Raw genomic sequence first — 19,516 nt, forward strand, 5'->3', positions numbered from 1 at the left:
CGCATTCGCACCCTTCACATACGTCGCATGATGCTTCGAGTGATGCAGCTCCATGATCCGGCCCGAGATCGAGGGATCCAGCGCCCCGTAGTCGTAATCGAGATCCGGAAGCGTGTAGTCCGCCATGATCAGTCCTTTCGTGAGATCGATGGCTCAACCCTAAGACTTCGAGCGCGCTTGAGGTCAACCGGGTCCGTCATCGGTGGACACCTCGGTCCGGAGCGTCCGTCGGCTCCGCACCTCAGAGCTCGTCCGCCCCCGGGAGATCCTGCAGGCGCCGCGGCCCGGCGCCGGTCTCGGCGAGGGCGTCGTCCGGGTTCAGCAAGGCACAGGCCTTCAGGGAGAGGCAGCCGCAGCCGATGCAGCCGGTCAGCTCGTTCTCGAGCCGCTCGATCGCGCGCCGCCGCTCCTCCAGCCGCCGCTTCCACCGGCGGGAGGCGCGCTGCCAGTCGTCGTGGGAGGGTGTGCTCTCCATCGGGACGTCCCCGAAGGCCTCCTTGACGTCCCGCAGCGGCATGCCGAGGCGCTTGGCGACGGAGATCAGGGAGACCCGGCGCAGCATGTGGCGGGGGTAGCGGCGCTGATTGCCGACCGTGCGCACCGAGCCCACCAGGCCCAGCTGCTCGTAATAGCGCAGGGCGGAGGGGGCCACGCCGGTGCGCCGGCTCATCTCCCCGATCGTCAGCAGCTCCTCGGGCTCGTGCACGGCGTTCACAGTTCGACTCCCGGCGTCGTCATCGCTTGACCTCAAGTGCACTTGAGATCCTACGCTCCTGGCAGAACCCGATCGGAAGGACGCCCCGTGACCTATGTGATCGCACTGCCGTGCGTGGACGTGAAGGACCGCGCCTGCGTCGACGAATGCCCCGTGGACTGCATCTACGAGGGCGACCGGATGCTGTACATCCAGCCGGACGAGTGCGTGGACTGCGGCGCCTGCGAGCCGGTGTGCCCGGTCGAGGCGATCTTCTACGAGGACGACACCCCGGACCAGTGGGCGGACTACTACAAGGCCAACGTCGAGTTCTTCGACGACCTCGGGGCGCCGGGCGGCGCCGCGAAGATGGGCGTGATCGAGAAGGACCACCCGCTCGTCGCCGCCCTGCCCCCGCAGCCCAACCCGCTGGAGTGAGCCGCCGCCGCGGTGCACCCTTGACCGATGCCGGGTCGGGGGCGTTCGCTGGTCGCCATGAGCACACCCTCCGTCCCTGAGCCCGTCGCCTCCTTCATTGAGGCCGTCAACCGTCATGACCAGGCAGGATTCCTCGGCGCCTTCACGGCCGACGGGGTCGTCGACGACTGGGGCCGGGAGTTCACGGACCCTGCCGCGATCACCACCTGGAGCGACCGGGAGTTCCTCGGCGCCCAGGGCGTCCTCACGCCGGAGGAGGTCACGGTGGACGGCGACCGCATCACCGTCGTCGGCGACTGGCGCAGCACCCACGCCAACGGCCGCAGCTCCTTCGCCTTCGACGTGGTCGGCGACCGGATCGCCCGGATGACCATCCGCGAGGGCTGAGCCGCCTTCGCCCTCAGGGCTCCGGCGTGAACGGCAGCCTGAGGTGGAGCCGCCCGCCGCCGTCGGGCCCGGCCTCCAGGACCAGCGTCCCGCCGCGCGCCTCCGCCCGGGCGCGGTGGCGGGCCAGCCCGGAGAGCACGGGCGCCCCGGGGCCCGGTCCGCTCCCGTCGTCGTCGACGACGAGGTCGAGGATCCAGGGCGGGTCCGGGGCCGGCTCGACCTCGGCGCGCACGACGACGCGCGCGGCCCCGCCGTGCTTGAGCGCGTTGGTGACGGCCTCCTCGACCGTGTAGACCACCACCAGCCGGTCCAGCAGCGGCAGCAGTGCGCGATGGGCGTCCACGTGCGCCTGCATTCGGGGGCCGAGCTCCACGGTGGCGGCCACGCTCGTGGGCAGGCGGTCCAGCAGCGCACGGATCGCCTGGTAGGTGCCCAGATCGGCCCCCGAGGGGAAGAGGCTGTGGCTGAGCGATCGCACGTGCTCCTCCCGCAGCTCGTCGAGGTCCTCCGCCCACCCGCGCAGCTCCCCCGCCCGCGCGCTCCCTTCCTCGGCCTCCGACGCGGCCTGCTCGAGACCGCTGGCGATGACGACCAGGCGGTGCTGCACGGTGCCGTGGAGCCGGTCCGCGACCATCCGGCGCACCCGCAGCTCCTCGTCCTCGAGCTCGGCGACCGCCCGGCGCGCCGTGCGCTCCTCGGCCTCGCGCCGCTCCCGCTCGCGGTCCTCCCGCTCCAGCAGCGCGGCGACCAGGAACCCGGCTCCGAGCGCGACGGAGTACCCGAGCATCCCCGTGGCCCAGACGGCCACCCCGCCCGGAGCGCCCGGCTCGACGGTGGTGGCCGGCAGCAGCAGCGCCGCGCGCACGAGCGCCTGGATCGCCGCCAGCGCCGGGGCGAGCACGAGGCGCCACCTCCAGGAGCGCACCCGCATCGCCAGCAGCATCACGGCCGCGACCAGCACGAGCCCGACCACGAGCGTCACCCCGCCCACCCACCACATCAGGGCGGCGGCAGACCAGGCGGTGCTCCACTCGGTGGCCTGCTCTGCCACGAGGAGAGCGAAGGCGGCCACGTTGAGCGTCGCGACCAGGGCCGCGATCGGTGCCCGATGCCCCCTCATCGCTGCCAGGTGCGGCCGGTCTGCTCGAGGAAGGTCAGCACCGCGCGCACCCGGCGGTTCGCCCCCTCGCCGTCCACATCCAGCCGGCGGTAGATCGACAGCAGGTGGCTCTCGACGGAACGCACCGAGAGGTGCAGCCGGTCGGCGACCGCCTCGTTCGAGAGCCCCTCGGCGACCAGGCGCAGCACCTGGAACTGCGCGCTGGTCAGCCCCGCGACGGGAGTGCCGGCGCGCGGCCGGGACCGCTGGACGAGCGAGGGGTCGATGACCACATCGCCGTCGGCGGTCGCCGCGATCGCGCCCAGCAGCACGTCCCGGGTGAAGGTGGAGCGCTTGGAGAGATAGCTCCACGGCTCGCTGACCTGGTCCTGGACGGAGAGGAACAGTCCCATCACGTCGAGGCTGGACAGCAGCAGGACGGCCAGGCGCGGATCCGCCCGCTGCAGCTCGAGCCCCAGGGCGATGCCGTTGCCGTCCCCGAGGTTCACGTCGAGCAGGGCCACGTCCGTGCTGCGCGGGGCGATCGCCAGGCGCGCGGCGGCGGCGCCGTCGAGCTCGTGGACCACGCGCATGGTCGGGGCCTCGTCGATCGTGCGCACCAGCATCGAGCGCATCAGCGCCTCGTCCTCGACGACGCTCACACGCAGGGGGCGCGGCCTCGCCCGGCCGTCGACCCTGCTGTGCATCGCGCGTCCTCTCCGAGCCACCACGGCTGTTCATGCGTGCTTCCACGCAGGGTCCCGTCCCGAGGCGGTCTCCCGGTCGTTCCATTGTGGTGCCAGCTCCACCGGCTGGCAAAGACACCGCAGCGATGGAGGATCCCATGACCACCGACACCACCAAGAAGAGCCCGAGGCGACGCCGGCTCCTCGCCCTCACCGCCGGAGGCCTCGTCCTCGGCATCAGCGGGATGGTCACCCTCGCCTCGTGGACGGACACCGAGGTCGCCGAGGGAAGCTTCGCGGCCGGCACGTTCGCCCTCGAGTCGAGCACCGACGGAGAGACCTTCTCCGACACCACGCCCCCGGCCGAGGCCCTGAGCCTGTCCTTCGACCCCCTGGCCCAGAACCTCTCGCCCACGGACTCCGCCTCCGCGGTCTACGCGATCCGCCTCGACCAGTCCTCGAGCAACGCGGCGACCGTGGACGGCGCCGTGACCGCGAGCGGCAGCGCGGCCGACAACCTCGACTACACGATCGAGCAGGTCAGCGACATCGACGCCACCGAGACCATCGGCACCCTGGTCAGCGGGGAGTCGGTCGCCGCCGGCACCTCCCACGCGGATCTCTTCACGCTCGACGAGCTCAGCGACGTCGTCTACCTCAAGGTGACCGTCTCCGCCGACGCCGATCTGGGCCAGGGCGAGACGGCGGACGTGACCTGGACGCTGACCGGCACCTCGGGCGCCGGCCTGTCGTGACCGGGCGCCGCGGCGCCCGGGCGCTGGGCCTCCTCGCGGGAGGCCTGGCACTCGGCGTGGCCGGCTCGCTGACCGTCGCCTCGTGGCAGGATTCCGAGGCGGCGGCCACCACCTTCGTGGCCGGCACCTTCGAGACCCAGTCCCAGGGTGCCGGCGGCGACTGGGCGCATCACGCCCCGGGCTCCGCGGCGAGCCTGTCCGCGGACCTCAGCGACCTCGCCCCGGGCGGCACCTGGGACGCCCCGACCGCCGGCGCATCCCACTACGGGGCGCTGAACGTGCGCACCGCACGGGGCAGCACGCGCGGCGGCGAGGTGCTCCTGGAAGGGGTCACCGCCGAAGGCGCCCTCGCGGACGCCGTCGAGTACCGGGTGGTGGCCCGCAGTGCCTCCTCGGCACCGTGCACCGCCGCGGACTTCGGTCCCGACGCCCGCTACCTCGCCGGCGGGCCGGACTCCTACGTCGACCTCGGCGCACCGCTCGACGCGACCAGCGCGGAGGTGGGCGCCGACGGCGCGGACCCCCTCGGGCTGTGCCTGGACCTGCGCGCGGCCGCCCCGACCACCGGGGCGACCGGCGCGGAGGTGCAGGGCACCAGCGCCCGGATCGACCTGACCCTCACCGTCACCCAGCTCTGAGGAGACCCCGATGACCGTCACCGCCCCCGCCCTCCCCGCCGCGCCGGCAGCCCGTCGGCGCCCCCGGCACCGCACCGCCCTGCGTCTGCTGGGCGATCTGCTGCTCGCCGCCGCGGCCGCCCTGGGCCTGCTGTGCATGGTCCTCGCCCTGCTCACGGGGGTCTTCGGGTTCCGCGTGATGCTCTTCAGCTCCGGGTCGATGGAGCCCTCGATCCCCGTGGGCTCCGCCGCACTGGTCGCCCCGACCGCGGCGGCCGACGTGGAGGTCGGGGACGTCGTCACCGTGGACCGCGCAGCGGGAGAGCTGCCCGTCACCCACCGCGTGGTGGCCGTGGAGGGCGCCGACGACCCGGCGCAGCGGCTCCTGACCCTGCGCGGGGACGCCAATGCGCAGAACGATCCCACCCGCTATCTCGTGGACGAGGTGGGACGGGTGGTCGTCTCCGCCCCCGGCGTCGCGCCGCTGGTCGCCTCGGCCGGGACTTCCCGGGTCCTCGCCCCGCTGGGGGTCGTGGCGGCCGGCTGCGTGGTCTGGGCCCTGTGGCCCCGCGGCGGCACCGGGAGCCGGGAATGAGCACCGTGCGGCGGATGATCGCACTGCTGGGCCTCGCCCTCGCGCTGCTCCTCGGGGTGCCCGCACTCTCCCACGCGGAGGGGCCGCAGCAGGTGGTCCGCGGCCAGCACCTCGAGCTGTTCGCGGAGGGGCTCGAGGGCGCCCATGCCCTCACCCCCGGCGCCACCGCGCGCTGGGCGGTGCGGGTGGCGGCGCCGGAGGTCGAGGAGGGCACCATCCACCGGGAGCTGATCGTGGACGGGGACCTGGCCGCCTGGGTGCAGGTCTCGGTCGCGTCCTGCACCCAGCGCCCCGCGGCGAGCTGCGCCGGGAACCGGCCGCTGGTCGCGGAGCACACCCCGGAGGCCGGCGCGGCCATCGACCTCGGGCAGCAGGACGCGCGCGCCGAGGACTGGCTGCTGGTGCGGATCACCCTCGATGAGGACGCGCCTCCGGCCGCCCAGGGTCTCTCGGGATCGCTGCGCCTGGTGGCGCACGGCGCCGGGGAGCAGATCTCCGTCGCCCCCGAGGAGGAGGGGCCGGGCACCGAGGACGGCGGGCCGGGCACCGGCGGTCCCACGTCTCCCGCGGACCCGGACGGCGACTCCTCGGATCCCGCGGGCTCGGACGGCGACTCGGCGAGACCCGCGGACCCGGGCACCGGCTCGGACACGGGCACGGCGGGCACGGGCTCGTCGGCCGACGGCGACACGGGCTCCGGGACCTCCGGGGCAGGGGGCTCGAGCGGATCGTCGTCGGCCCCCGCGGGCGACGCCACCTCCGTCGCGACCGTGCGACCCGTCACGAGCTCCGCCACCGGCGGGAGCTCCGCCGAGGGCGGTCTCCTGGGCCGCCTCGCCGCGACCGGCACCGACCCGCGTCTCCTCCTGCTCGCCGCCCTCGCGGCGCTGCTGCTGGGAGCCGCGCTCCGCGCCCGCCGCGAGCCGGCACGGGCCGGCACCACCGCACACCGAGGAAGGAGCCGATCATGAGGACCACCGAGACCGCACCGCGGGGGCTGCGCGGCCGAGCGGCCCTAGCCGCTTCGCTGCTGCTGGCCCTCGTGCTGGGCGCCTCGGCCGTGCCGACGCAGCCGACCGACGCCGCCTGGATCTCCGAGGAGGCCGGCACGCTGACGGCGACGGCGGGGTCCGTGGCCGCCCCGGACACCACCTGCACCGGGCGGAGCGCCGCTCCCAACCTGCTGACCCTCACCCCGCCGGACGAGGGCCTCGAGGTCACCGCCTACCGGGTGACCGTCCTGGTCCAGGACGGGGACGGCACGGTCCCCGGCGGCTGGCAGAGCGGCACCACCAGCGAGGGATACCCGCTGCTGCCGGCGAACACGCCCACCGTCGTGCCCGCCTCGACCACCGCCGTCGCCTGGGGGATCTCCGGGGATTGGAACAACGAATGGAAGGGCATCGTGACGGTCGAGGCGCTGGGCCCGGGCGGGTGGAGCTCGCAGAGCGTGCAGCACGACTGGACCATCGGCTTCGATTGGCTCGGCATCGGCTACGGCACCTGCACCTGACGCAGTGCCGGGAGGTGCACGCTCAGCCCCGGGCGGCGGCCTCCAGCCGCTCCACGTCGAGCTTCTGCTGGGTGAGCATCTCCGCCGTGACGGCGGCGGCCTGCGGGCCGGCCAGCAGGTCGTAGAGCTGCTGCGGGATCACCTGCCAGGAGACGCCGAAGCGGTCCCGGCACCAGCCGCATTGGGATTCCTGCCCGCCGTCCGCGATCAGCGCATCCCAGAGGCGGTCCAGCTCCTCCTGGCTGCCGACGGTCACCTCGATCGAGGCCGCCTCGGTCTGCGGGAACATCGGGCCGCCGTTGAGGAGGACGTAGGGCACCCCGGCCAGCTCGATCTCGACCGTGAGCGATTCCCCCGCGGGCGGCGAGCCCGGGGAGTTGTCCGTGGGTGTGTAGGGCATCGACCCCACGATCCGGGAGTCCGGGAGCAGAGAAGTGTAGAACGCGGCGGCCTCGTCCACCCGGCCGTCGAACCAGAGGCATGTGCGGATCCGTGTCATGGAGTCAGCGTGCGCCTGCGGGGGCGCCGGGTCAATGGTCCGCCGGCAGCTCCGTGAGCAGCGGCGTCCAGTCGTCGCCCAGCGCGTGCAGGCGCGCGAGCTCGGCGAGGGCGGCGAGCCACCCGGCCTCGTGCTGGGCGGCGCTGTCGCGCTCGTCCTCGAGATAGCCGGTCTGGAGGAAGGTCAGGACCGTCCCGCCGCCGGACTCCTCGAGCTCCCAGCGGATCCTCGCACCCTCCGCATCGGACCAGGCCAGGGCCCTGCCGGGCTCGACCTCGTCCACCGTGCCCTCGAGGCCGAAGGTGGTGGACCCTCCCACTCGCGCATCGAGCTCGACCTCCCAGCCGAACCACCGCGCGATCTGCTCCGGGTCGACCAGGGAGGCGAAGACCGCCTCGCGCGGGGCCGCGATCTCCACCCTCGCCCGGATCTCGAGCGGCCGATCGGGACGGAAATCCGCGCCCGGCGTCAGCGGGCGGCCCTCCACGTGCTCGGTGAGCCGGGCGAGGGCCAGGCCCCAGAAGGTGTGCATGCTGTGCAGGCCGTCGCGTCGGCCCGTCGGGGCCATCAGCTGCTCGAGGGTCGGCAGGCCGTCCTGGCGCAGATGCAGCACGGCGCCCTCCTCGCCCCCGGGCTCCAGTGCGATCTCGACGACGGTGGACGTCCCGTCGAGGATCCACTCGAACCGGAGGCGGTCCTCCTCGACGGCGAGCAGGCGCTGGTGAGCGCGGTCCCCCTGCGGTGTGGTGCCGCCCCAGAACGCAAAGCGCCCCGCGGCCGGCGACACCTCGGCATTCTCCGCCAGCCAGGTGCGCAGAGCCTGCGCGTCGGTCAGGGCACGGTGTACAGCGCGGGGCGGGGCCGCCGGGCGGATCTCCAGGTGCAGCGTGCCGTCGGACATCGAGCGGCCTCCTTCGTCCTCGGGGGTGGGCACCATTCTTCCCCGCGGGACCTCGGGCGTCGCCCGCCCCGCGGGATCAGGCGGCGGAGCACAGCGCCGGACCGGGCATGATGTGCCCATGCGCTCGCGGCACAGCACACTCGGGGAGTACTCCCTGGCCCTCGGACTGGGGGCGATCGTCTGCTCGCTGATCCCCGTCATCGGTGATGCGATCGCCGCGCCGCTCGCGATCGCGGCCGTGGTCCTGGGCGTGGTGGGCATCCACCGCTACGACGCGGGACGCAGCTCGCGAGTGCTGCTGGCCGCGCTCGGCACGGCGCTCGGCGCGATCGCGCTGTTCCTCATCGCCCTGATGCTGATCGTCACGCATTCGGGCTCCTGACCTCGCCGTCGCCGTGCCGTCGCGCCGCGGATAGGTCAGCGACTGCTGTATGGTCAGTGCATGCTGACTCTAGCCGCGCGCACGGACGTCATGAACCGGCTGGGCCGGGCGATGGCGGACTCGAGCCGTTCCCGCATCCTGCTGACCCTCCTGGACGGGCCCGGATACCCCGCGCAGCTCGCCCACGAGCTGGATCTGACCAGGACCAACGTCTCCAACCACCTCGCCTGCCTGCGCGGCTGCGGGATCGTGGTCGCGGAGCCCGAGGGCCGTCGCACCCGCTACGAGATCGCCGATGCCCACCTCGCCGCGGCGCTCGGCGCCCTGGTGGACGTGACCCTCGCGGTGGACGAGAGCGTGCCGTGCACGGAACCGGCCTGCTCGGTGCCCGGGTGCCGCAGCGACTGCGAGGCCGCCGAATGACCGCGGCCCTCGCCCCGGAGCGCCGGGAGCTCCTGCGCCGCCGGATCCGGTTGGTCGTCGCCCTTACGATCACCTGGAACGTCATCGAGGCGATCGTCGCGCTGCTCGCGGGCCGCGCCGCCTCCTCCGCGGCGCTGATCGGCTTCGGTCTGGACTCGATCGTCGAGGTGCTCTCCGCCGCGGCCGTGGCCTGGCAGTTCTCCGCCCCGGACCCGGAGCGCCGCGAGAAGGTTGCCCTGCGGATCATCGCCGTCTCGTTCTTCGCCCTCGCTCTCTACGTCGCGCTCGAGGCGGTCCTGGGGCTCGCGGGATTCCGGGATCCGGAGCACTCCTCGATCGGCATCGCGATCGCTGCGCTGAGCCTCCTGGTCATGCCGGTGCTGAGCATGATCGAGCGGCGCACCGGTCGCGAGCTCGGCTCTGCCACGGCCGTCGCCGATTCGAAGCAGACCCTGCTGTGCGCGTATCTCTCGGCGGCGCTGCTGGCCGGCCTGCTGCTCAACAGCCTCCTGGGCTGGGCGTGGGCGGACTCCGTGGCCGCGCTGGTCATCGCCGTCTTCGCCCTGCGGGAGGGGCTCGAGGCGTGGCGGGGCGAGGCCTGCACGGCCCCTGCCGCGGTCCTCACCGGCGAGCGCGAGGGCTGCGCGGACTCCTGCGGGTCAGAGCACCGCGCCGACGGCGGCTGAGACCGTCTCGCCGTTCGCCGCTGCGGCGCGGGACTCCAGCAGCGCCGTCAGGTCCCCCGTGCAGGTCCCGCAGCCGGTGCCGGCCCGGGTCGCGTCGGAGAGCTCGGCCGGCGTCGAGCAGCCCGAACGGATCGCCGCGCACAGCACCCCCTTGGTCACCCCGTTGCACTGGCAGATCGTCTCCGCATCGCCCCTCTCCGCCACGGGGCGCACCGCGGCGGCGCCCTGACCGCTGAGCGGGCGGGCCAGCAGGTGGACGGGGTCCCGCGGCACGGGCGTGCGGCGGGTGAAGGCGGCGCCCAGGGTCGCGGCGATCTCCTCGTCCCCGATGACCGTCGCGGCGATGAGGTGCCCGTCGTGCACCACCACCTCGGTGTACCGCCCGCCGTAGGGATCGCTCATCCGCACCGAGCGCAGGGCATGGGCCGTGGGGGCCGGACGGTCGATCCGGCCCATCGTGACCAGCGCGAAGCCGACCGCCTTGACCCGCATCAGCTCACGGCCCGGCGGGGTCGCGCTCAGCGCGCCCGGACGCCGGGCGAGGGCGTGCACCAGCTGGCGGGACTGCTCCCAGCCCTGGGCGACCAGGCCGCTGGCGCCGCCGGGCGGCTGGGCGCAGTCGCCGATCGCGAAGACCGCGGGGTCCTCCGCCGTGGCCAGGTCATAGCCCACGACGACCCCGTTCTCACAGGTCAGGCCAGATTCTTCAGCGAGGTCCGCGTGCGGGACGGTCCCGGCGCAGAGCACCAGGAGCTGGGCTGGGATCTCGGCGCCGTCGGTGAGCTGGACGCGCTGCAGCCGCCCGCCGGGGGCGTCGACGCCGGCCGCGCCCGTGCCCATGACCACGCGGATGCCGAGCCGCTCCACGGAGGAGCGGGCGATCTCCGAGGCATCGGGGTCCAGCTGACGCTCCATGAGCCGGTCACGGTGATGGACCAGGGTGACCTCCAGGCCCCGGGCGGCGAGGCCCGTGGCGACCTCGAGGCCCAGCACGCCCGCGCCGAGCACCACGGCCTGGTCGGCCCGCAGGGTGGAGGCGATGATCCGTCGCGCGTCGTCCAGGTCCTTCAGCGCGCTGACCCCGCCCACGAGCTGCCCGTCGGCCCACACCCCCGGGATCTCGGGGATCCGTGGGGCGGATCCGGTCGCGAGCACGGCCCGGTCATAGGGGTGCTCCCGGCCGCGGGAGTCGAGAACCACCCGTCGGCCGCGGTCCAGGCGCACCGCGCTCACCCCGCGCAGGACCTGCACCCGTTCATGGCGCGGGGCGGCGAGGGTGAGGGCTCCGGGGTCGACGGTGCCGGCGACCAGGGAGGAGAGCATCACGCGGTTGTACGGGTCGTGGTCCTCCTGGCCCAGCACGGTCACGCGGGCCTCGGGGTCCGCCTCGACGAGGTCCGCGGCGAAGCGGGAGCCGACCATGCCATGTCCGATCACGACGATCCTCATGCGAGGTCCTCCTCCTGCTCCGGGGCGCGGTGGACCTCCACCGCGGTCATCTTGAACTCCGGCATGCCGGAGAGGGGGTCGGTGGCGTCGTTGGTGAGCAGGTTGGCGCTGCCCGGGCCCGCGTAGTGGAAGGGCATGAAGACGGTGTCGGGACGGATCGCCTCGGTGAGCACCGCCGGGGCCCGCGCCTCCCCGCGGCGGGTGCGCAGGTGCACCTCCGTCCCCTCCTCGATGCCCAGCCGGTCCGCGAGCAGCGGATGCATCTGAACGAAAGAGTCCGGCCGAGCCGCGAGCAGCGAGGGCACCCGCCGGGTCTGGGCGCCGGACTGGTACTGCTCGAGCAGCCGGCCCGTGGTCAGGTGCAGGGGCGCGTCCTCGCGGACATCGTCCTGCGGGGGATGGTGCTGGACGCCGATCAGCCGCGCACGGCCGTCCGGGGTGGGGAAGCCGTCGAGGAAGACCCGCTCGGTCCCCGAATGATCAGCCGACGGGCAGGGCCACTGCACGCCGCCCTCGCGGTCCAGCCGCTCGTGGCTGAGCCCGGCGTAGTCGGCGAGGCCGCCGGCGCTGGCGCGGGCCAGCTCGTCGAAGACCTCCGCGGCGTCCGTGGGGAAGCCGGTGTCATGGCCCAGCCGCGCGGCGAGCTGATGGAGGATCCACAGCTCGCTGCGCGCCTCGCCGGGAGCGGCGCGGGCGCGACGCCGACGGATGACGCGGCCCTCGAGGTTGGTCATGGTGCCCTCCTCCTCCGCCCACTGGGCGATGGGGAGGACGATGTCGGCCATCTGCGCGGTCTCGGAGGGGACGGTGTCCAGCACGACGAGCAGGTCCAGGGCGGCGAGGCGCTCGCGGACGGCCCCGCTGTTCGGGGCGGAGACCACGGGGTTCGCGCCGGCCAGCAGGAGGATCCCGGGTCCGCCCGGGCGTCCCAGGGAGTCCAGCAGCTGCACCGCCGGGACGCCGGGGCCGGGCAGGTCCGCGGGATCGACGCCCCAGACGCGGGCGACGTGCTCCCGCGCGGCGGGGTCGTCGATCCTGCGGTACCCGGGCAGCTGGTCGGACTTCAGCCCGTGCTCGCGGCCGCCCTGCCCGTTGCCCTGCCCGGTGATCGGGCCGACGCCGGAGCCGGGACGGCCGACGAGCCCGAGCAGCAGGGCGAGGTCGATCGCCGCGGTGACCGTCGCGGTGCCCTGGGTGGACTGCTCGACGCCGCGGCCGGTGAGGATGTAGGCGCCGCGGCCACCGCGCGAGGGGGAGGCCGCGGCGAGCCGCCGGGCGATGCCGCGCAGGGCCTCCGCCCCGATGCCGCACACGGCCTCGGCCCGTTCGGGCCACCACGCGGAGGCGGCGGTGCGCAGCTCGGGGAGCCCGGTGGTGCGCTGCTCGACGTACTCCCGGTCCAGCAGGCCCTCGGCGAGGACGACATGGAGCAGAGCCAGCAGCACCACCAGGTCGGTGCCGGGGACGGGGGCAAGGTGGGTGCCCGCGCCGTCCTCGGTGAGCGCCGCCGTCGCCGAGGTCCGGGGGTCCACGACCACCAGCCCGCCCCGCTCCCGCACCCCGGCCAGGTGCTGGACGAACGGCGGCATGGTCGCGCCCACGTTCGACCCCAGCAGCAGCACCGCGTCCGCGCCGCCGAGGTCCGCGAGCGGGAAGCCGAGACCGCGGTCCATGCCCAGCGAGCGGTTCGAGGCCGTCGCCGCGGCGGCCATGCAGAAGCGCCCGTTGTAGTCGATGTACCGCGAGCCCAGGACCACGCGGGTGAACTTCCCCAGCGCGTAGGCCTTCTCGTTGGTCAGCCCTCCCCCGCCGAAGACCGCGACCGCGTCGGGGCCCGTGGTCGCGCGAGCATGGCGCAGGTGGGCGGCGACGAGATCCAGGACGTCGTCCCAGCTCACGTCCTGGAAGCGGCCGTCGGCACCGCGGCGCTGCGGGCGGGTGATGCGGTCCGGCGCGGTGAGCACCTCGGCCGACGTCCACCCCTTGCGGCACAGCCCGCCGCGATTGGTGGGGAAGTCGCGGCCCTGCACCTCGAGGACGGCGTCGCCGGGGGTGGGGGCGGCGGGAGCGGTGAGCGTCTGGGCGCACTGCAGGGCGCAGTAGGGGCAGTGCGTCGGCGTCCCGCGCTCCGTGGGGGTCATGGGCCCAGGCTGGGCGGCGAGCCTCCGGGGGACCGCATCGTGGTCACCGCCTGGTACCCGAGGTCACGATGCGGTCACGGGCCGCGGCCGTGGGTGACCGCGACCGGTCCTACCGCTCGCGGCTCTGCGGGCGACGGCGCAGGAAGTGCCAGGCCAGGCCGAAGAGGAGGGTGAAGACGACGGCGAAGAAGAGCATGGTCGTGCGGTAGGCGTCGACGTAGGCGTCCTGGGACGCGGCGATCACCTGATCCCAGAGGTCGGTGCCCTGCGCCCAGGCGGGGATCTCGTCGTCGGAGAACCAGCCCACCACCTGGCTCTGCTGCGTCGGCGTCAGACCGAGGGCCGCGAACCGTTCGGGCAGGTCGCGCCCCAGGCCCCCGTAGAGCAGCGTCGAGCTCAGCGCCGAGCCGAGCGCGAACGCGGCCTGACCGATCGCCGGCTTGCTCGCCACGGTGGCGCCGACGAGGTCCGCCGGCGGGATCTCGACGAAGAACTCCCCCGCGGCGGTCTCGGTGAGCATCCGGGAGAAGCCGCCCAGCACCAGCGCGATCGCGAACACCCAGTAGGGGGTCGAGGTCCCGGCGAGCACGAAGAGGTACATCGAGACGGCCACACCGCCCAGGCCGATCAGCACCAGTGCCTGCGGCCGGATGCCGCGCGCCGCGAAGCGCCCCGCGGCGAAGGCGCCGAGCACCATCGCCACCGTCGCCGGGAGCTGCCCGAGGGTCACGTCCAGCGGGGTGTAGGAGTACAGGTACTGCCACATCAGCGCGAGCTGCAGGACCATCACGGCCTGCCACATGTTGAAGGAGACGTCCGCGGTCAGCGCCCCGGCGAGGCTCCGGTCGCGGAAGACCGCCACCGGGAGCGCGGGCTCCTCATGGTGGTGCTCCCACCACAGGAACACCACCAGGGCGACGACGCCGAGGGAGACCGGGAGCAGCACCCGCACCGAGAGCCAGCCGTGGGAGGCGTCGGAGACGCCCCAGATGACCGCCACCAGCGCGATCGCGACGAGCACCAGCCCGAGGGGGTCGGACCGGCGCCGATGCACCGCCTTCGACCGCGGGACGAAGAGCTTGTTCAGCACGAGAGCGAGAGCGCCGACGACCACCACGACCAGATAGCCCAGACGCCAGTCCACCCCGACCAGCCACCCGCCGAGGACCGCCAGCGGCAGTGTGAAGCCCACCTGCCCGGTGAAGTACAGCGACATCGCCCGCGGGACCTGCTCGGGGGCCACGGTGCGGATCAGCGCCATCGACAGCGCCAGCGTCCCCGCCAGACCGATGCCGGTGACCACCCGCCCGATCAGGTAGACGGCGAAGACCGGGGCGGTCGCCGTGATGACACCGCCCACGACCAGGGCGGCCGCGCACCACAGGAGGGTGAGCCGGCGCCCGTACCGGTCGCCGATCGTGCCGATAGTGAGGATGGAGGCGGCCAGGGCGAGGGTCGCCGCCGAGGCCGCGAACGATCGCTGGGTGGCCGACATCCCGAACTCGGCGGCGGCCGAGACCAGCGCCGTGTTGTGCAGCGACACATCGGCGGCCTGGGCGACGCCGGCGACGGTGAGGGCGAGGATCGCCGGTCCCGGGCGGCGGGCCACCCCGTCGGGCGTCGCGGTGCCCGGCGGCGCAGGCCCGGAGGGCTCGGTGCTCACATCGCGCTCACGAGGCGTCGTGGATGGTCACGCCGCGCTTGAGGGTGCGCAGCACGCGGATGTCACGGATCTCGTCCGTCGACACCCGCAGCGGATCGGCGCTGAGGACCGCGAGGTCCGCGAGCTTGCCCACCTCGATCGATCCGCGGTCGTCCTCGGTGAAGTGCTCGTACGCGGCGTTGATTGTCAGCGCCCGCAGCCCCTCCAGCGGGGTGATCCGCTCCCCCTCGCCGAGCACCACGCCGCCGGTCGAGGTCCGCGCGACCGAGCTCCACAGCAGCAGCAGCGGGTTGATCGGCGTGACCGGGTAGTCGGAATGGTTGCTGGGCCGCAGCCCCTTGTCGATCGCGGAACGCATGGGCGAGATCCCGAACGCCCGCTCCTCGCCGAAGTTCGCGATGTGCGTGTCCCCGAAGAGGTAGGTGTGGACGGTGAACATCGACGGCTCGAAGCCCTCGGCCGCGTACTCGTCCAGCTGCTCCCCGCGCATGACCTGGGAGTGGATGGGGATGGTGCGCCCGGTCGGGGTCGCCCCGGCCGCGACGGCGGCACGGTGCGCCGCCAGCAGCCGGTCCACGGCGCCGTCACCGTTGCAGTGGGCGAAGACCTGCACGCCCTGCTGGTAGGCCGCGGTGACGACGGTGTCGGTGAGGTCCTGGTCCATGTTCACCAGGCCGTGCCAGTGCTGCTCGCCGCCGGGCCCCCCGTGGCGGTACTCCTCGGTCACGTAGGCGGTGCGGCCCTGGGGCGAGCCGTCGATGATCAGCTTCACGCCCTGCACGGTGTGGCCGCTGACGGAGGTGTTGAACAGGCCAGCCTGGGCCACGTCGTCGAACTCCGGATAGGCGACCAGCGACCGGACGTCGACCAGCAGCTCGCGCTCGGCGGCGAAGCCGCGCAGCTTCTCCACCTGGGCCCGGGTGGCCGCGCCGTCCTGCACCGTGGTCATGCCCCAGCGCGCGTACTCCGCGAGCATCGCGTCGGCCTCGTCGCGCCCGTAGTCCAGCAGCCCGAAGACGAAGGGCATCCACGCCTGCTCCCAGAGCACGCCGTCGGGCGCGTCCGTGCCGGGATAGCGGCCGATGGTGCCGCCCTCGGGATCGCTCACCCCCGCCGTGTACCCCAGGTCCTCCAGCACCCGGCTGCTGACGACGCCGCCGTGGGCGGAGACGTGCACGATGACGACCGGATGATCCGGGAACTCCCGGTCCAGGATCTCGGCGGTGATCGCGCCGTCGTCGTCCATCGCGTCGGGGTAGTACCCCCATCCGATGACGTACTCGCCGGGGGCAGGGCGGTTGCGGTCCTTGGCCTCGTGCAGCGCGCGGAGGAGGTCGTCGACGGTGCGCACGCCCCCGACCGGGGGCGCCTGCAGATCGGCGTGCTTGATGAACGGAGCGCCCATCGACACATGGCTGTGCGCGTCGACGAAGCCGGGGATCACGGTGGCGCCCTCGAGGTCGAGGGTCCGGGTGTCGGGCCCGGCGAGGGCGCCGACCTCGGCGGCGGTGCCGACGGCGCTGATCGTGCCATCGGTGACGGCGACGGCCTCGGCGATCGTGTCGGCCTCGTCCACCGTGATCACCGTCGCGCCGGTGAGGATCAGATCAGGGGTGCTCATGGGTATCTCCTGTCTCGGAGCGGCGGGGAGCTCAGCTCGGGTCGGTGGTCGGGTCCTCGAGAGCGGCGGGCCGCCCGTCGATGGTCAGGGGGCCGTCCACCAGGCGACCGGCCCTGCGGTCCCGGTTCGCCTTCGCGAACAGCAGCGTGCTGATGACGGCGAAGACGGTGAGGAAGCCGGCGATGATGAACATCGTCCCGTCGAAGGCGGTGACGAAGACGTCGGAGGCCTCGTCGACCACCTGCTGCACGAGCTGCGGGTCGTAGCCGGACAGGTCGCCGCCGGAGATGTACTGCTGGATCATGCCGGTGAACTGGCCCTGCTGGGCCGGCTCCACGTTGGCCTCGGCGAACGCCTCGGCGATGCCCCGCCCGTACTGGCCGAACAGGAAGGTCGAGGACAGCGCGGTGCCCAGCGCGAAGCTGGTCTGGCCGATCGCGGTCTTCGATGACGCCATCGCGCCGGTCAGCGCGGGCGGCGGCTTGGCGACGAAGTACTGACCCATCGTGGTCTCGTTCAGCATCCGGGCGAAGCCGCCGACGATCATCGGGATCGCGAAGAAGAGGTAGGGCGAGGTGGTGGTGGACAGCCCGAACACCACCATCGTCCCGATCAGCAGGACGTGGCCGATGAGGAGGTTGACCCACGCCGGAACGCCCTTGGACAGCAGGCGGCCCGCGATCACCGCTCCGATCACCATCGCGATGTTCATGGGCAGCTGCCCGAGGCTGACCTGCAGCGGCTGGTACTGGTAGACGTACTGCCACAGCATCGACAGCTGGATCATCACGACGGCCTGCCACATGTTGAACGAGAAGCCGACGGCGACCGAGCCCGCGAGCTCCGGGTCCTTGAACAGCTTGACCGGGAAGGCGGGGTCGGCGACCCTGCCCTCCCACACGATGAACAGCACCAGGAACACCAGGCCCACGATCACCGGGATCAGGACCTGCGCCGACCCCCATCCGAAGCTCGCGGCATTGGAGAGGCCGTAGATCAGCCCGATCAGCGCGATCGCCACCGAGCCCAGCCCGACGTAGTCGAACCGCCCCACGTGGTCCGCCTTGGCCTCGGGCAGCCCGCGCATGCACAGGAGGAAGGCCACGGCCGCCACGATCGGCATGGCGAGGTAGCCGAAGCGCCACCCGAATCCGGCCATCCACCCGGCGACGACCCCGAGCACCAGGGCGGCCGCCGTCTGTCCGGCCAGCCAGAACGCGACGGCCTTCGGGATCTTGTCCGGCATCACCTCGCGCAGCAGCGCGAAGCTGAGCCCGAAGGAGGCGGCGATGCCCACGCCCGTGATCCCGCGGCCCAGCATGAAGATCGCCGTGGTCGGTGCGATCGCGGTGATCACGCCGCCGAGGATCGCGACCAGGAGCCCGGCGAGCATCACGCGGCGCCGGCCCAGCCGGTCCCCCAGCGCCCCCGTGGTGAGGATGAACGCCGCCAGCGCCAGCGTCCCCACACTCGCCGCGAAGGCACGACCGGAGCTCGACATCTCCAGGTCGACGCTCGCGCCGACCACCGAGATGTTGTTGGCGGTGGGGTCGACCACCTGAAGGCACGACGCGGCCGTGAGCGCCACGAGCGCGGCCGTGGCCCCCTTCTGACGTGTAGCGGACGTGGTGGACATACCGACCTCTCGCGTCAGATCTTCAGTTGGCTCTTCGCAAGCTACTCGCGCGCGCTGTCGCAGGTCAAGAGCCTGGCGGCATCGGCACCGGGAACCAGATCCCGGTCCTGGCCGGCGGCCCCGAGCCGTACCATCCGATCGAGCAGTCCCGGCAGGTGCGCCACGGGAATCCGACCTCCCCGGCTCAGCGTCACGGCCCCGTGCAGGCTCGCCCATCACGGCAGAAGGCCCCGCATCAGCGGGGCCTTCTGTGTTCTCGAGTGGAGACTAGGGGGGTCGAACCCCTGACCTGAAGCTTGCAAAGCTACCGCTCTACCAACTGAGCTAAGTCCCCGTATGTGGTTGTGCCGATCCGCAGTGGCCGATCAGACGCGGGGAGCGGCGGCGTCCTGCTCGGCGGAGACGCGCTCCGCCTCGGTCCACAGATCGTTGCGGATCCGATCGGACTCGATCTTCCGCCAGGCGAGGATCCCGGCGGCGGCCGTCCCGATCAGGACGGCGGTGACCTTGATGAGCTGTGCCACGAGTTTCCTCCGCTCCTCGAAGTGGGCCTAACTGGACTTGAACCAGTGACCTCTGTCTTATCAGGACAGCGCTCTAACCGACTGAGCTATAGGCCCGTGGGGGCTGGGCCCCGGATCGCTCCGGACTCATCCACCGACCGACAACGCTACCTCGCGCAGGGCCCCGCGTCCAACCGGCGGGCCCGGTTGTACGGGAGGTCACAGGAGGGTCCCCGCCTCCTCGGGATTCGCTCCCATCCGATCCGCCGACGGCTCCGAACCCCTTGTGCAGCACCACCTCGGTGGTGATCCGCGCCCGGCACCCCGGGCGCGAACCGCACTGAACACCAGGAGAACCTCATGAAGGCTCGAAAGATCATCCCCGCCCTCGGAACGCTCGCCGCCTCGCTCGCGCTGCTGAGCGCCTGCTCCGGAGGGCCCGACGACGACTCGATGACCGAGGACTCGGGGGACGGCATGTCCACCTCGGACGGCGGCGGCATGGAGATGGACGACGACTCCATGACCTCCGACGGCGGCGGCATGGAGATGGACGATGAGTCGATGACCTCCGACGACGGGGGCATGGAGGACGAGTCGATGGACGAGGAGTCCATGGACGAGGACGACGACATGTGAGGGAACGCCGGGGCGCAGGCCCACTGCCCCGCCGACCCTGCCCCTCGTCGGCCGCCATCGGCGGCGACGCACCCCGTCGACGTCATCGATGCCGATCCGATGCTCCCCGCCATGGCGGATCGGCGCTGATCGGAGCACACTGCTCGCAGGCGGGCAGCGCGCGGGCACGTCTCCGGACGTCGACCCCGC

The 19,516-nt window shown here is 73.1% G+C and carries 22 protein-coding genes, 2 tRNA genes and 1 pseudogene; 11 read left to right on the forward strand and 14 right to left on the reverse strand.

What is annotated here, in order from left to right; genetic code table 11:
* Nucleotides 1–126, reverse strand: a pseudogene (locus tag CXH06_RS03840) (superoxide dismutase); the annotation flags it as partial.
* Between the two features lie 115 nt (nucleotides 127–241).
* Nucleotides 242–715, reverse strand: coding sequence for a redox-sensitive transcriptional activator SoxR (gene soxR / locus CXH06_RS03845; RefSeq protein WP_114853843.1), 474 nt, complete (start codon nucleotides 713–715; stop codon nucleotides 242–244).
* An 87-nt stretch (nucleotides 716–802) separates the two neighbouring features.
* Here soxR and fdxA point away from each other — a divergent pair, with 87 nt between their 5' ends.
* Together fdxA and CXH06_RS03855 are read left to right on the forward strand one after the other, a co-directional pair.
* Entirely contained in the window at nucleotides 803–1,132 is a 330-nt protein-coding gene (gene fdxA / locus CXH06_RS03850; protein ID WP_114853844.1) for a ferredoxin, read from the forward strand.
* 57 nt (nucleotides 1,133–1,189) lie between these two features.
* Nucleotides 1,190–1,519, forward strand: a complete 330-nt coding sequence (locus CXH06_RS03855) for a nuclear transport factor 2 family protein (protein WP_114854074.1) — start codon at nucleotides 1,190–1,192, stop codon at nucleotides 1,517–1,519.
* Between the two features lie 13 nt (nucleotides 1,520–1,532).
* Here CXH06_RS03855 and CXH06_RS03860 read toward each other — a convergent pair whose 3' ends face one another.
* Nucleotides 1,533–2,639, reverse strand: a complete 1,107-nt coding sequence (locus CXH06_RS03860; protein ID WP_114853845.1) for a sensor histidine kinase — start codon at nucleotides 2,637–2,639, stop codon at nucleotides 1,533–1,535.
* Entirely contained in the window at nucleotides 2,636–3,325 is a 690-nt protein-coding gene (locus CXH06_RS03865; RefSeq protein ID WP_114853846.1) for a response regulator transcription factor, read from the reverse strand. Before CXH06_RS03865 ends, CXH06_RS03860 begins: the two co-directional genes overlap by 4 nt.
* A gap of 137 nt (nucleotides 3,326–3,462) precedes the next feature.
* On the opposite strand from CXH06_RS03865, the gene CXH06_RS03870 reads away from it, so the two are divergent.
* From CXH06_RS03870 to CXH06_RS03890, 5 genes are read left to right on the forward strand one after another with little or no spacing between them, the layout of a single operon-like run.
* On the forward strand, nucleotides 3,463–4,059 hold the full coding sequence (locus CXH06_RS03870; RefSeq protein WP_198684002.1) for a SipW-dependent-type signal peptide-containing protein: 597 nt from the start codon (nucleotides 3,463–3,465) through the stop codon (nucleotides 4,057–4,059).
* A complete protein-coding gene (locus CXH06_RS03875) occupies nucleotides 4,056–4,697 on the forward strand; it encodes a SipW-dependent-type signal peptide-containing protein (RefSeq protein ID WP_114853848.1) in 642 nt (213 codons plus the stop codon). The genes CXH06_RS03870 and CXH06_RS03875 overlap by 4 nt, the downstream gene beginning before the upstream one ends.
* A 10-nt stretch (nucleotides 4,698–4,707) precedes the next feature.
* Nucleotides 4,708–5,271, forward strand: coding sequence for a signal peptidase I (locus CXH06_RS03880; RefSeq protein ID WP_114853849.1), 564 nt, complete (start codon nucleotides 4,708–4,710; stop codon nucleotides 5,269–5,271).
* Complete coding sequence (locus CXH06_RS03885) at nucleotides 5,268–6,242, forward strand: hypothetical protein (protein ID WP_114853850.1); 975 nt, start codon at nucleotides 5,268–5,270, stop codon at nucleotides 6,240–6,242. The genes CXH06_RS03880 and CXH06_RS03885 overlap by 4 nt, the downstream gene beginning before the upstream one ends.
* Nucleotides 6,239–6,784 carry a hypothetical protein gene (locus tag CXH06_RS03890; RefSeq protein ID WP_114853851.1) on the forward strand — a complete coding sequence of 182 codons (546 nt, stop codon included), beginning with the start codon at nucleotides 6,239–6,241 and terminating at the stop codon, nucleotides 6,782–6,784. The genes CXH06_RS03885 and CXH06_RS03890 overlap by 4 nt, the downstream gene beginning before the upstream one ends.
* 22 nt (nucleotides 6,785–6,806) lie before the next feature.
* Here CXH06_RS03890 and CXH06_RS03895 read toward each other — a convergent pair whose 3' ends face one another.
* Both CXH06_RS03895 and CXH06_RS03900 read right to left on the reverse strand, forming a co-directional pair.
* A complete protein-coding gene (locus CXH06_RS03895; protein WP_114853852.1) occupies nucleotides 6,807–7,283 on the reverse strand; it encodes a VOC family protein in 477 nt (158 codons plus the stop codon).
* A 31-nt stretch (nucleotides 7,284–7,314) separates the two neighbouring features.
* Complete coding sequence (locus CXH06_RS03900; RefSeq protein ID WP_114853853.1) at nucleotides 7,315–8,184, reverse strand: SRPBCC domain-containing protein; 870 nt, start codon at nucleotides 8,182–8,184, stop codon at nucleotides 7,315–7,317.
* 118 nt (nucleotides 8,185–8,302) lie between these two features.
* On the opposite strand from CXH06_RS03900, the gene CXH06_RS03905 reads away from it, so the two are divergent.
* From CXH06_RS03905 to CXH06_RS03915, 3 genes are read left to right on the forward strand one after another with little or no spacing between them, the layout of a single operon-like run.
* Nucleotides 8,303–8,566: a hypothetical protein gene (locus CXH06_RS03905; protein ID WP_114853854.1), complete on the forward strand. Its 264-nt coding sequence runs from the start codon at nucleotides 8,303–8,305 to the stop codon at nucleotides 8,564–8,566.
* Nucleotides 8,567–8,626: 60 nt separating this feature from the next.
* On the forward strand, nucleotides 8,627–8,989 hold the full coding sequence (locus CXH06_RS03910; RefSeq protein WP_114853855.1) for a helix-turn-helix transcriptional regulator: 363 nt from the start codon (nucleotides 8,627–8,629) through the stop codon (nucleotides 8,987–8,989).
* A complete protein-coding gene (locus tag CXH06_RS03915) occupies nucleotides 8,986–9,675 on the forward strand; it encodes a cation transporter (protein ID WP_114853856.1) in 690 nt (229 codons plus the stop codon). Before CXH06_RS03910 ends, CXH06_RS03915 begins: the two co-directional genes overlap by 4 nt.
* On the opposite strand, the gene CXH06_RS03920 is transcribed toward CXH06_RS03915, so the two are convergent.
* From CXH06_RS03920 to CXH06_RS03950, 8 genes are all read right to left on the reverse strand, one after another.
* Nucleotides 9,649–11,124 carry an FAD-dependent oxidoreductase gene (locus tag CXH06_RS03920; RefSeq protein ID WP_114853857.1) on the reverse strand — a complete coding sequence of 492 codons (1,476 nt, stop codon included), beginning with the start codon at nucleotides 11,122–11,124 and terminating at the stop codon, nucleotides 9,649–9,651. The two genes, CXH06_RS03915 and CXH06_RS03920, sit on opposite strands and share 27 nt — an antisense overlap.
* The gene (locus tag CXH06_RS03925; RefSeq protein WP_114853858.1) at nucleotides 11,121–13,265 is read right to left on the reverse strand and encodes a molybdopterin oxidoreductase family protein; all 2,145 of its coding nucleotides are present in this window, start codon (nucleotides 13,263–13,265) and stop codon (nucleotides 11,121–11,123) included. The genes CXH06_RS03920 and CXH06_RS03925 overlap by 4 nt, the downstream gene beginning before the upstream one ends.
* A gap of 109 nt (nucleotides 13,266–13,374) precedes the next feature.
* On the reverse strand, nucleotides 13,375–14,928 hold the full coding sequence (locus CXH06_RS03930) for an MFS transporter (RefSeq protein ID WP_114853859.1): 1,554 nt from the start codon (nucleotides 14,926–14,928) through the stop codon (nucleotides 13,375–13,377).
* A gap of 7 nt (nucleotides 14,929–14,935) precedes the next feature.
* The gene (locus CXH06_RS03935) at nucleotides 14,936–16,549 is read right to left on the reverse strand and encodes an amidohydrolase (RefSeq protein ID WP_114853860.1); all 1,614 of its coding nucleotides are present in this window, start codon (nucleotides 16,547–16,549) and stop codon (nucleotides 14,936–14,938) included.
* 31 nt (nucleotides 16,550–16,580) lie between these two features.
* A complete protein-coding gene (locus tag CXH06_RS03940; RefSeq protein ID WP_157975595.1) occupies nucleotides 16,581–18,185 on the reverse strand; it encodes an MFS transporter in 1,605 nt (534 codons plus the stop codon).
* Nucleotides 18,186–18,446: 261 nt separating this feature from the next.
* Nucleotides 18,447–18,519, reverse strand: a tRNA-Ala gene (locus tag CXH06_RS03945).
* Nucleotides 18,520–18,550: 31 nt separating this feature from the next.
* Entirely contained in the window at nucleotides 18,551–18,709 is a 159-nt protein-coding gene (locus CXH06_RS18285) for a DLW-39 family protein (RefSeq protein WP_157975596.1), read from the reverse strand.
* 22 nt (nucleotides 18,710–18,731) lie between these two features.
* Nucleotides 18,732–18,805: transfer RNA gene (locus tag CXH06_RS03950), tRNA-Ile, on the reverse strand.
* A gap of 243 nt (nucleotides 18,806–19,048) precedes the next feature.
* Between CXH06_RS03950 and CXH06_RS03955 the strand changes: the two genes are divergently transcribed.
* Nucleotides 19,049–19,327, forward strand: a complete 279-nt coding sequence (locus CXH06_RS03955; protein ID WP_114853862.1) for a hypothetical protein — start codon at nucleotides 19,049–19,051, stop codon at nucleotides 19,325–19,327.
* The last annotated feature ends 189 nt before the right edge of the window (nucleotides 19,328–19,516 follow it).

Origin of the sequence: Brachybacterium sp. YJGR34, from assembly GCF_003347015.1 — a bacterium.
Lineage (GTDB): Bacteria > Actinomycetota > Actinomycetes > Actinomycetales > Dermabacteraceae > Brachybacterium.

What these genes read in the sequence shown, in the direction of transcription:
- CXH06_RS03940 (WP_157975595.1), bottom strand. Translation starts at nt 18,185, where the DNA reads ATGTCCACCACGTCCGCTACACGTCAGAAGGGGGCCACGGCCGCGCTC.
- CXH06_RS03925 (WP_114853858.1), bottom strand. Translation starts at nt 13,265, where the DNA reads ATGACCCCCACGGAGCGCGGGACGCCGACGCACTGCCCCTACTGCGCC.
- CXH06_RS03865 (WP_114853846.1), bottom strand. Translation starts at nt 3,325, where the DNA reads ATGCACAGCAGGGTCGACGGCCGGGCGAGGCCGCGCCCCCTGCGTGTG.
- CXH06_RS03920 (WP_114853857.1), bottom strand. Translation starts at nt 11,124, where the DNA reads ATGAGGATCGTCGTGATCGGACATGGCATGGTCGGCTCCCGCTTCGCC.
- CXH06_RS03855 (WP_114854074.1), top strand. Translation starts at nt 1,190, where the DNA reads ATGAGCACACCCTCCGTCCCTGAGCCCGTCGCCTCCTTCATTGAGGCC.
- CXH06_RS03895 (WP_114853852.1), bottom strand. Translation starts at nt 7,283, where the DNA reads ATGACACGGATCCGCACATGCCTCTGGTTCGACGGCCGGGTGGACGAG.
- CXH06_RS03910 (WP_114853855.1), top strand. Translation starts at nt 8,627, where the DNA reads ATGCTGACTCTAGCCGCGCGCACGGACGTCATGAACCGGCTGGGCCGG.
- CXH06_RS03955 (WP_114853862.1), top strand. Translation starts at nt 19,049, where the DNA reads ATGAAGGCTCGAAAGATCATCCCCGCCCTCGGAACGCTCGCCGCCTCG.
- CXH06_RS03860 (WP_114853845.1), bottom strand. Translation starts at nt 2,639, where the DNA reads ATGAGGGGGCATCGGGCACCGATCGCGGCCCTGGTCGCGACGCTCAAC.
- CXH06_RS03915 (WP_114853856.1), top strand. Translation starts at nt 8,986, where the DNA reads ATGACCGCGGCCCTCGCCCCGGAGCGCCGGGAGCTCCTGCGCCGCCGG.
- CXH06_RS03935 (WP_114853860.1), bottom strand. Translation starts at nt 16,549, where the DNA reads ATGAGCACCCCTGATCTGATCCTCACCGGCGCGACGGTGATCACGGTG.
- CXH06_RS03880 (WP_114853849.1), top strand. Translation starts at nt 4,708, where the DNA reads ATGACCGTCACCGCCCCCGCCCTCCCCGCCGCGCCGGCAGCCCGTCGG.
- CXH06_RS03885 (WP_114853850.1), top strand. Translation starts at nt 5,268, where the DNA reads ATGAGCACCGTGCGGCGGATGATCGCACTGCTGGGCCTCGCCCTCGCG.
- CXH06_RS03870 (WP_198684002.1), top strand. Translation starts at nt 3,463, where the DNA reads ATGACCACCGACACCACCAAGAAGAGCCCGAGGCGACGCCGGCTCCTC.
- CXH06_RS03890 (WP_114853851.1), top strand. Translation starts at nt 6,239, where the DNA reads ATGAGGACCACCGAGACCGCACCGCGGGGGCTGCGCGGCCGAGCGGCC.
- CXH06_RS03900 (WP_114853853.1), bottom strand. Translation starts at nt 8,184, where the DNA reads ATGTCCGACGGCACGCTGCACCTGGAGATCCGCCCGGCGGCCCCGCCC.
- CXH06_RS03905 (WP_114853854.1), top strand. Translation starts at nt 8,303, where the DNA reads ATGCGCTCGCGGCACAGCACACTCGGGGAGTACTCCCTGGCCCTCGGA.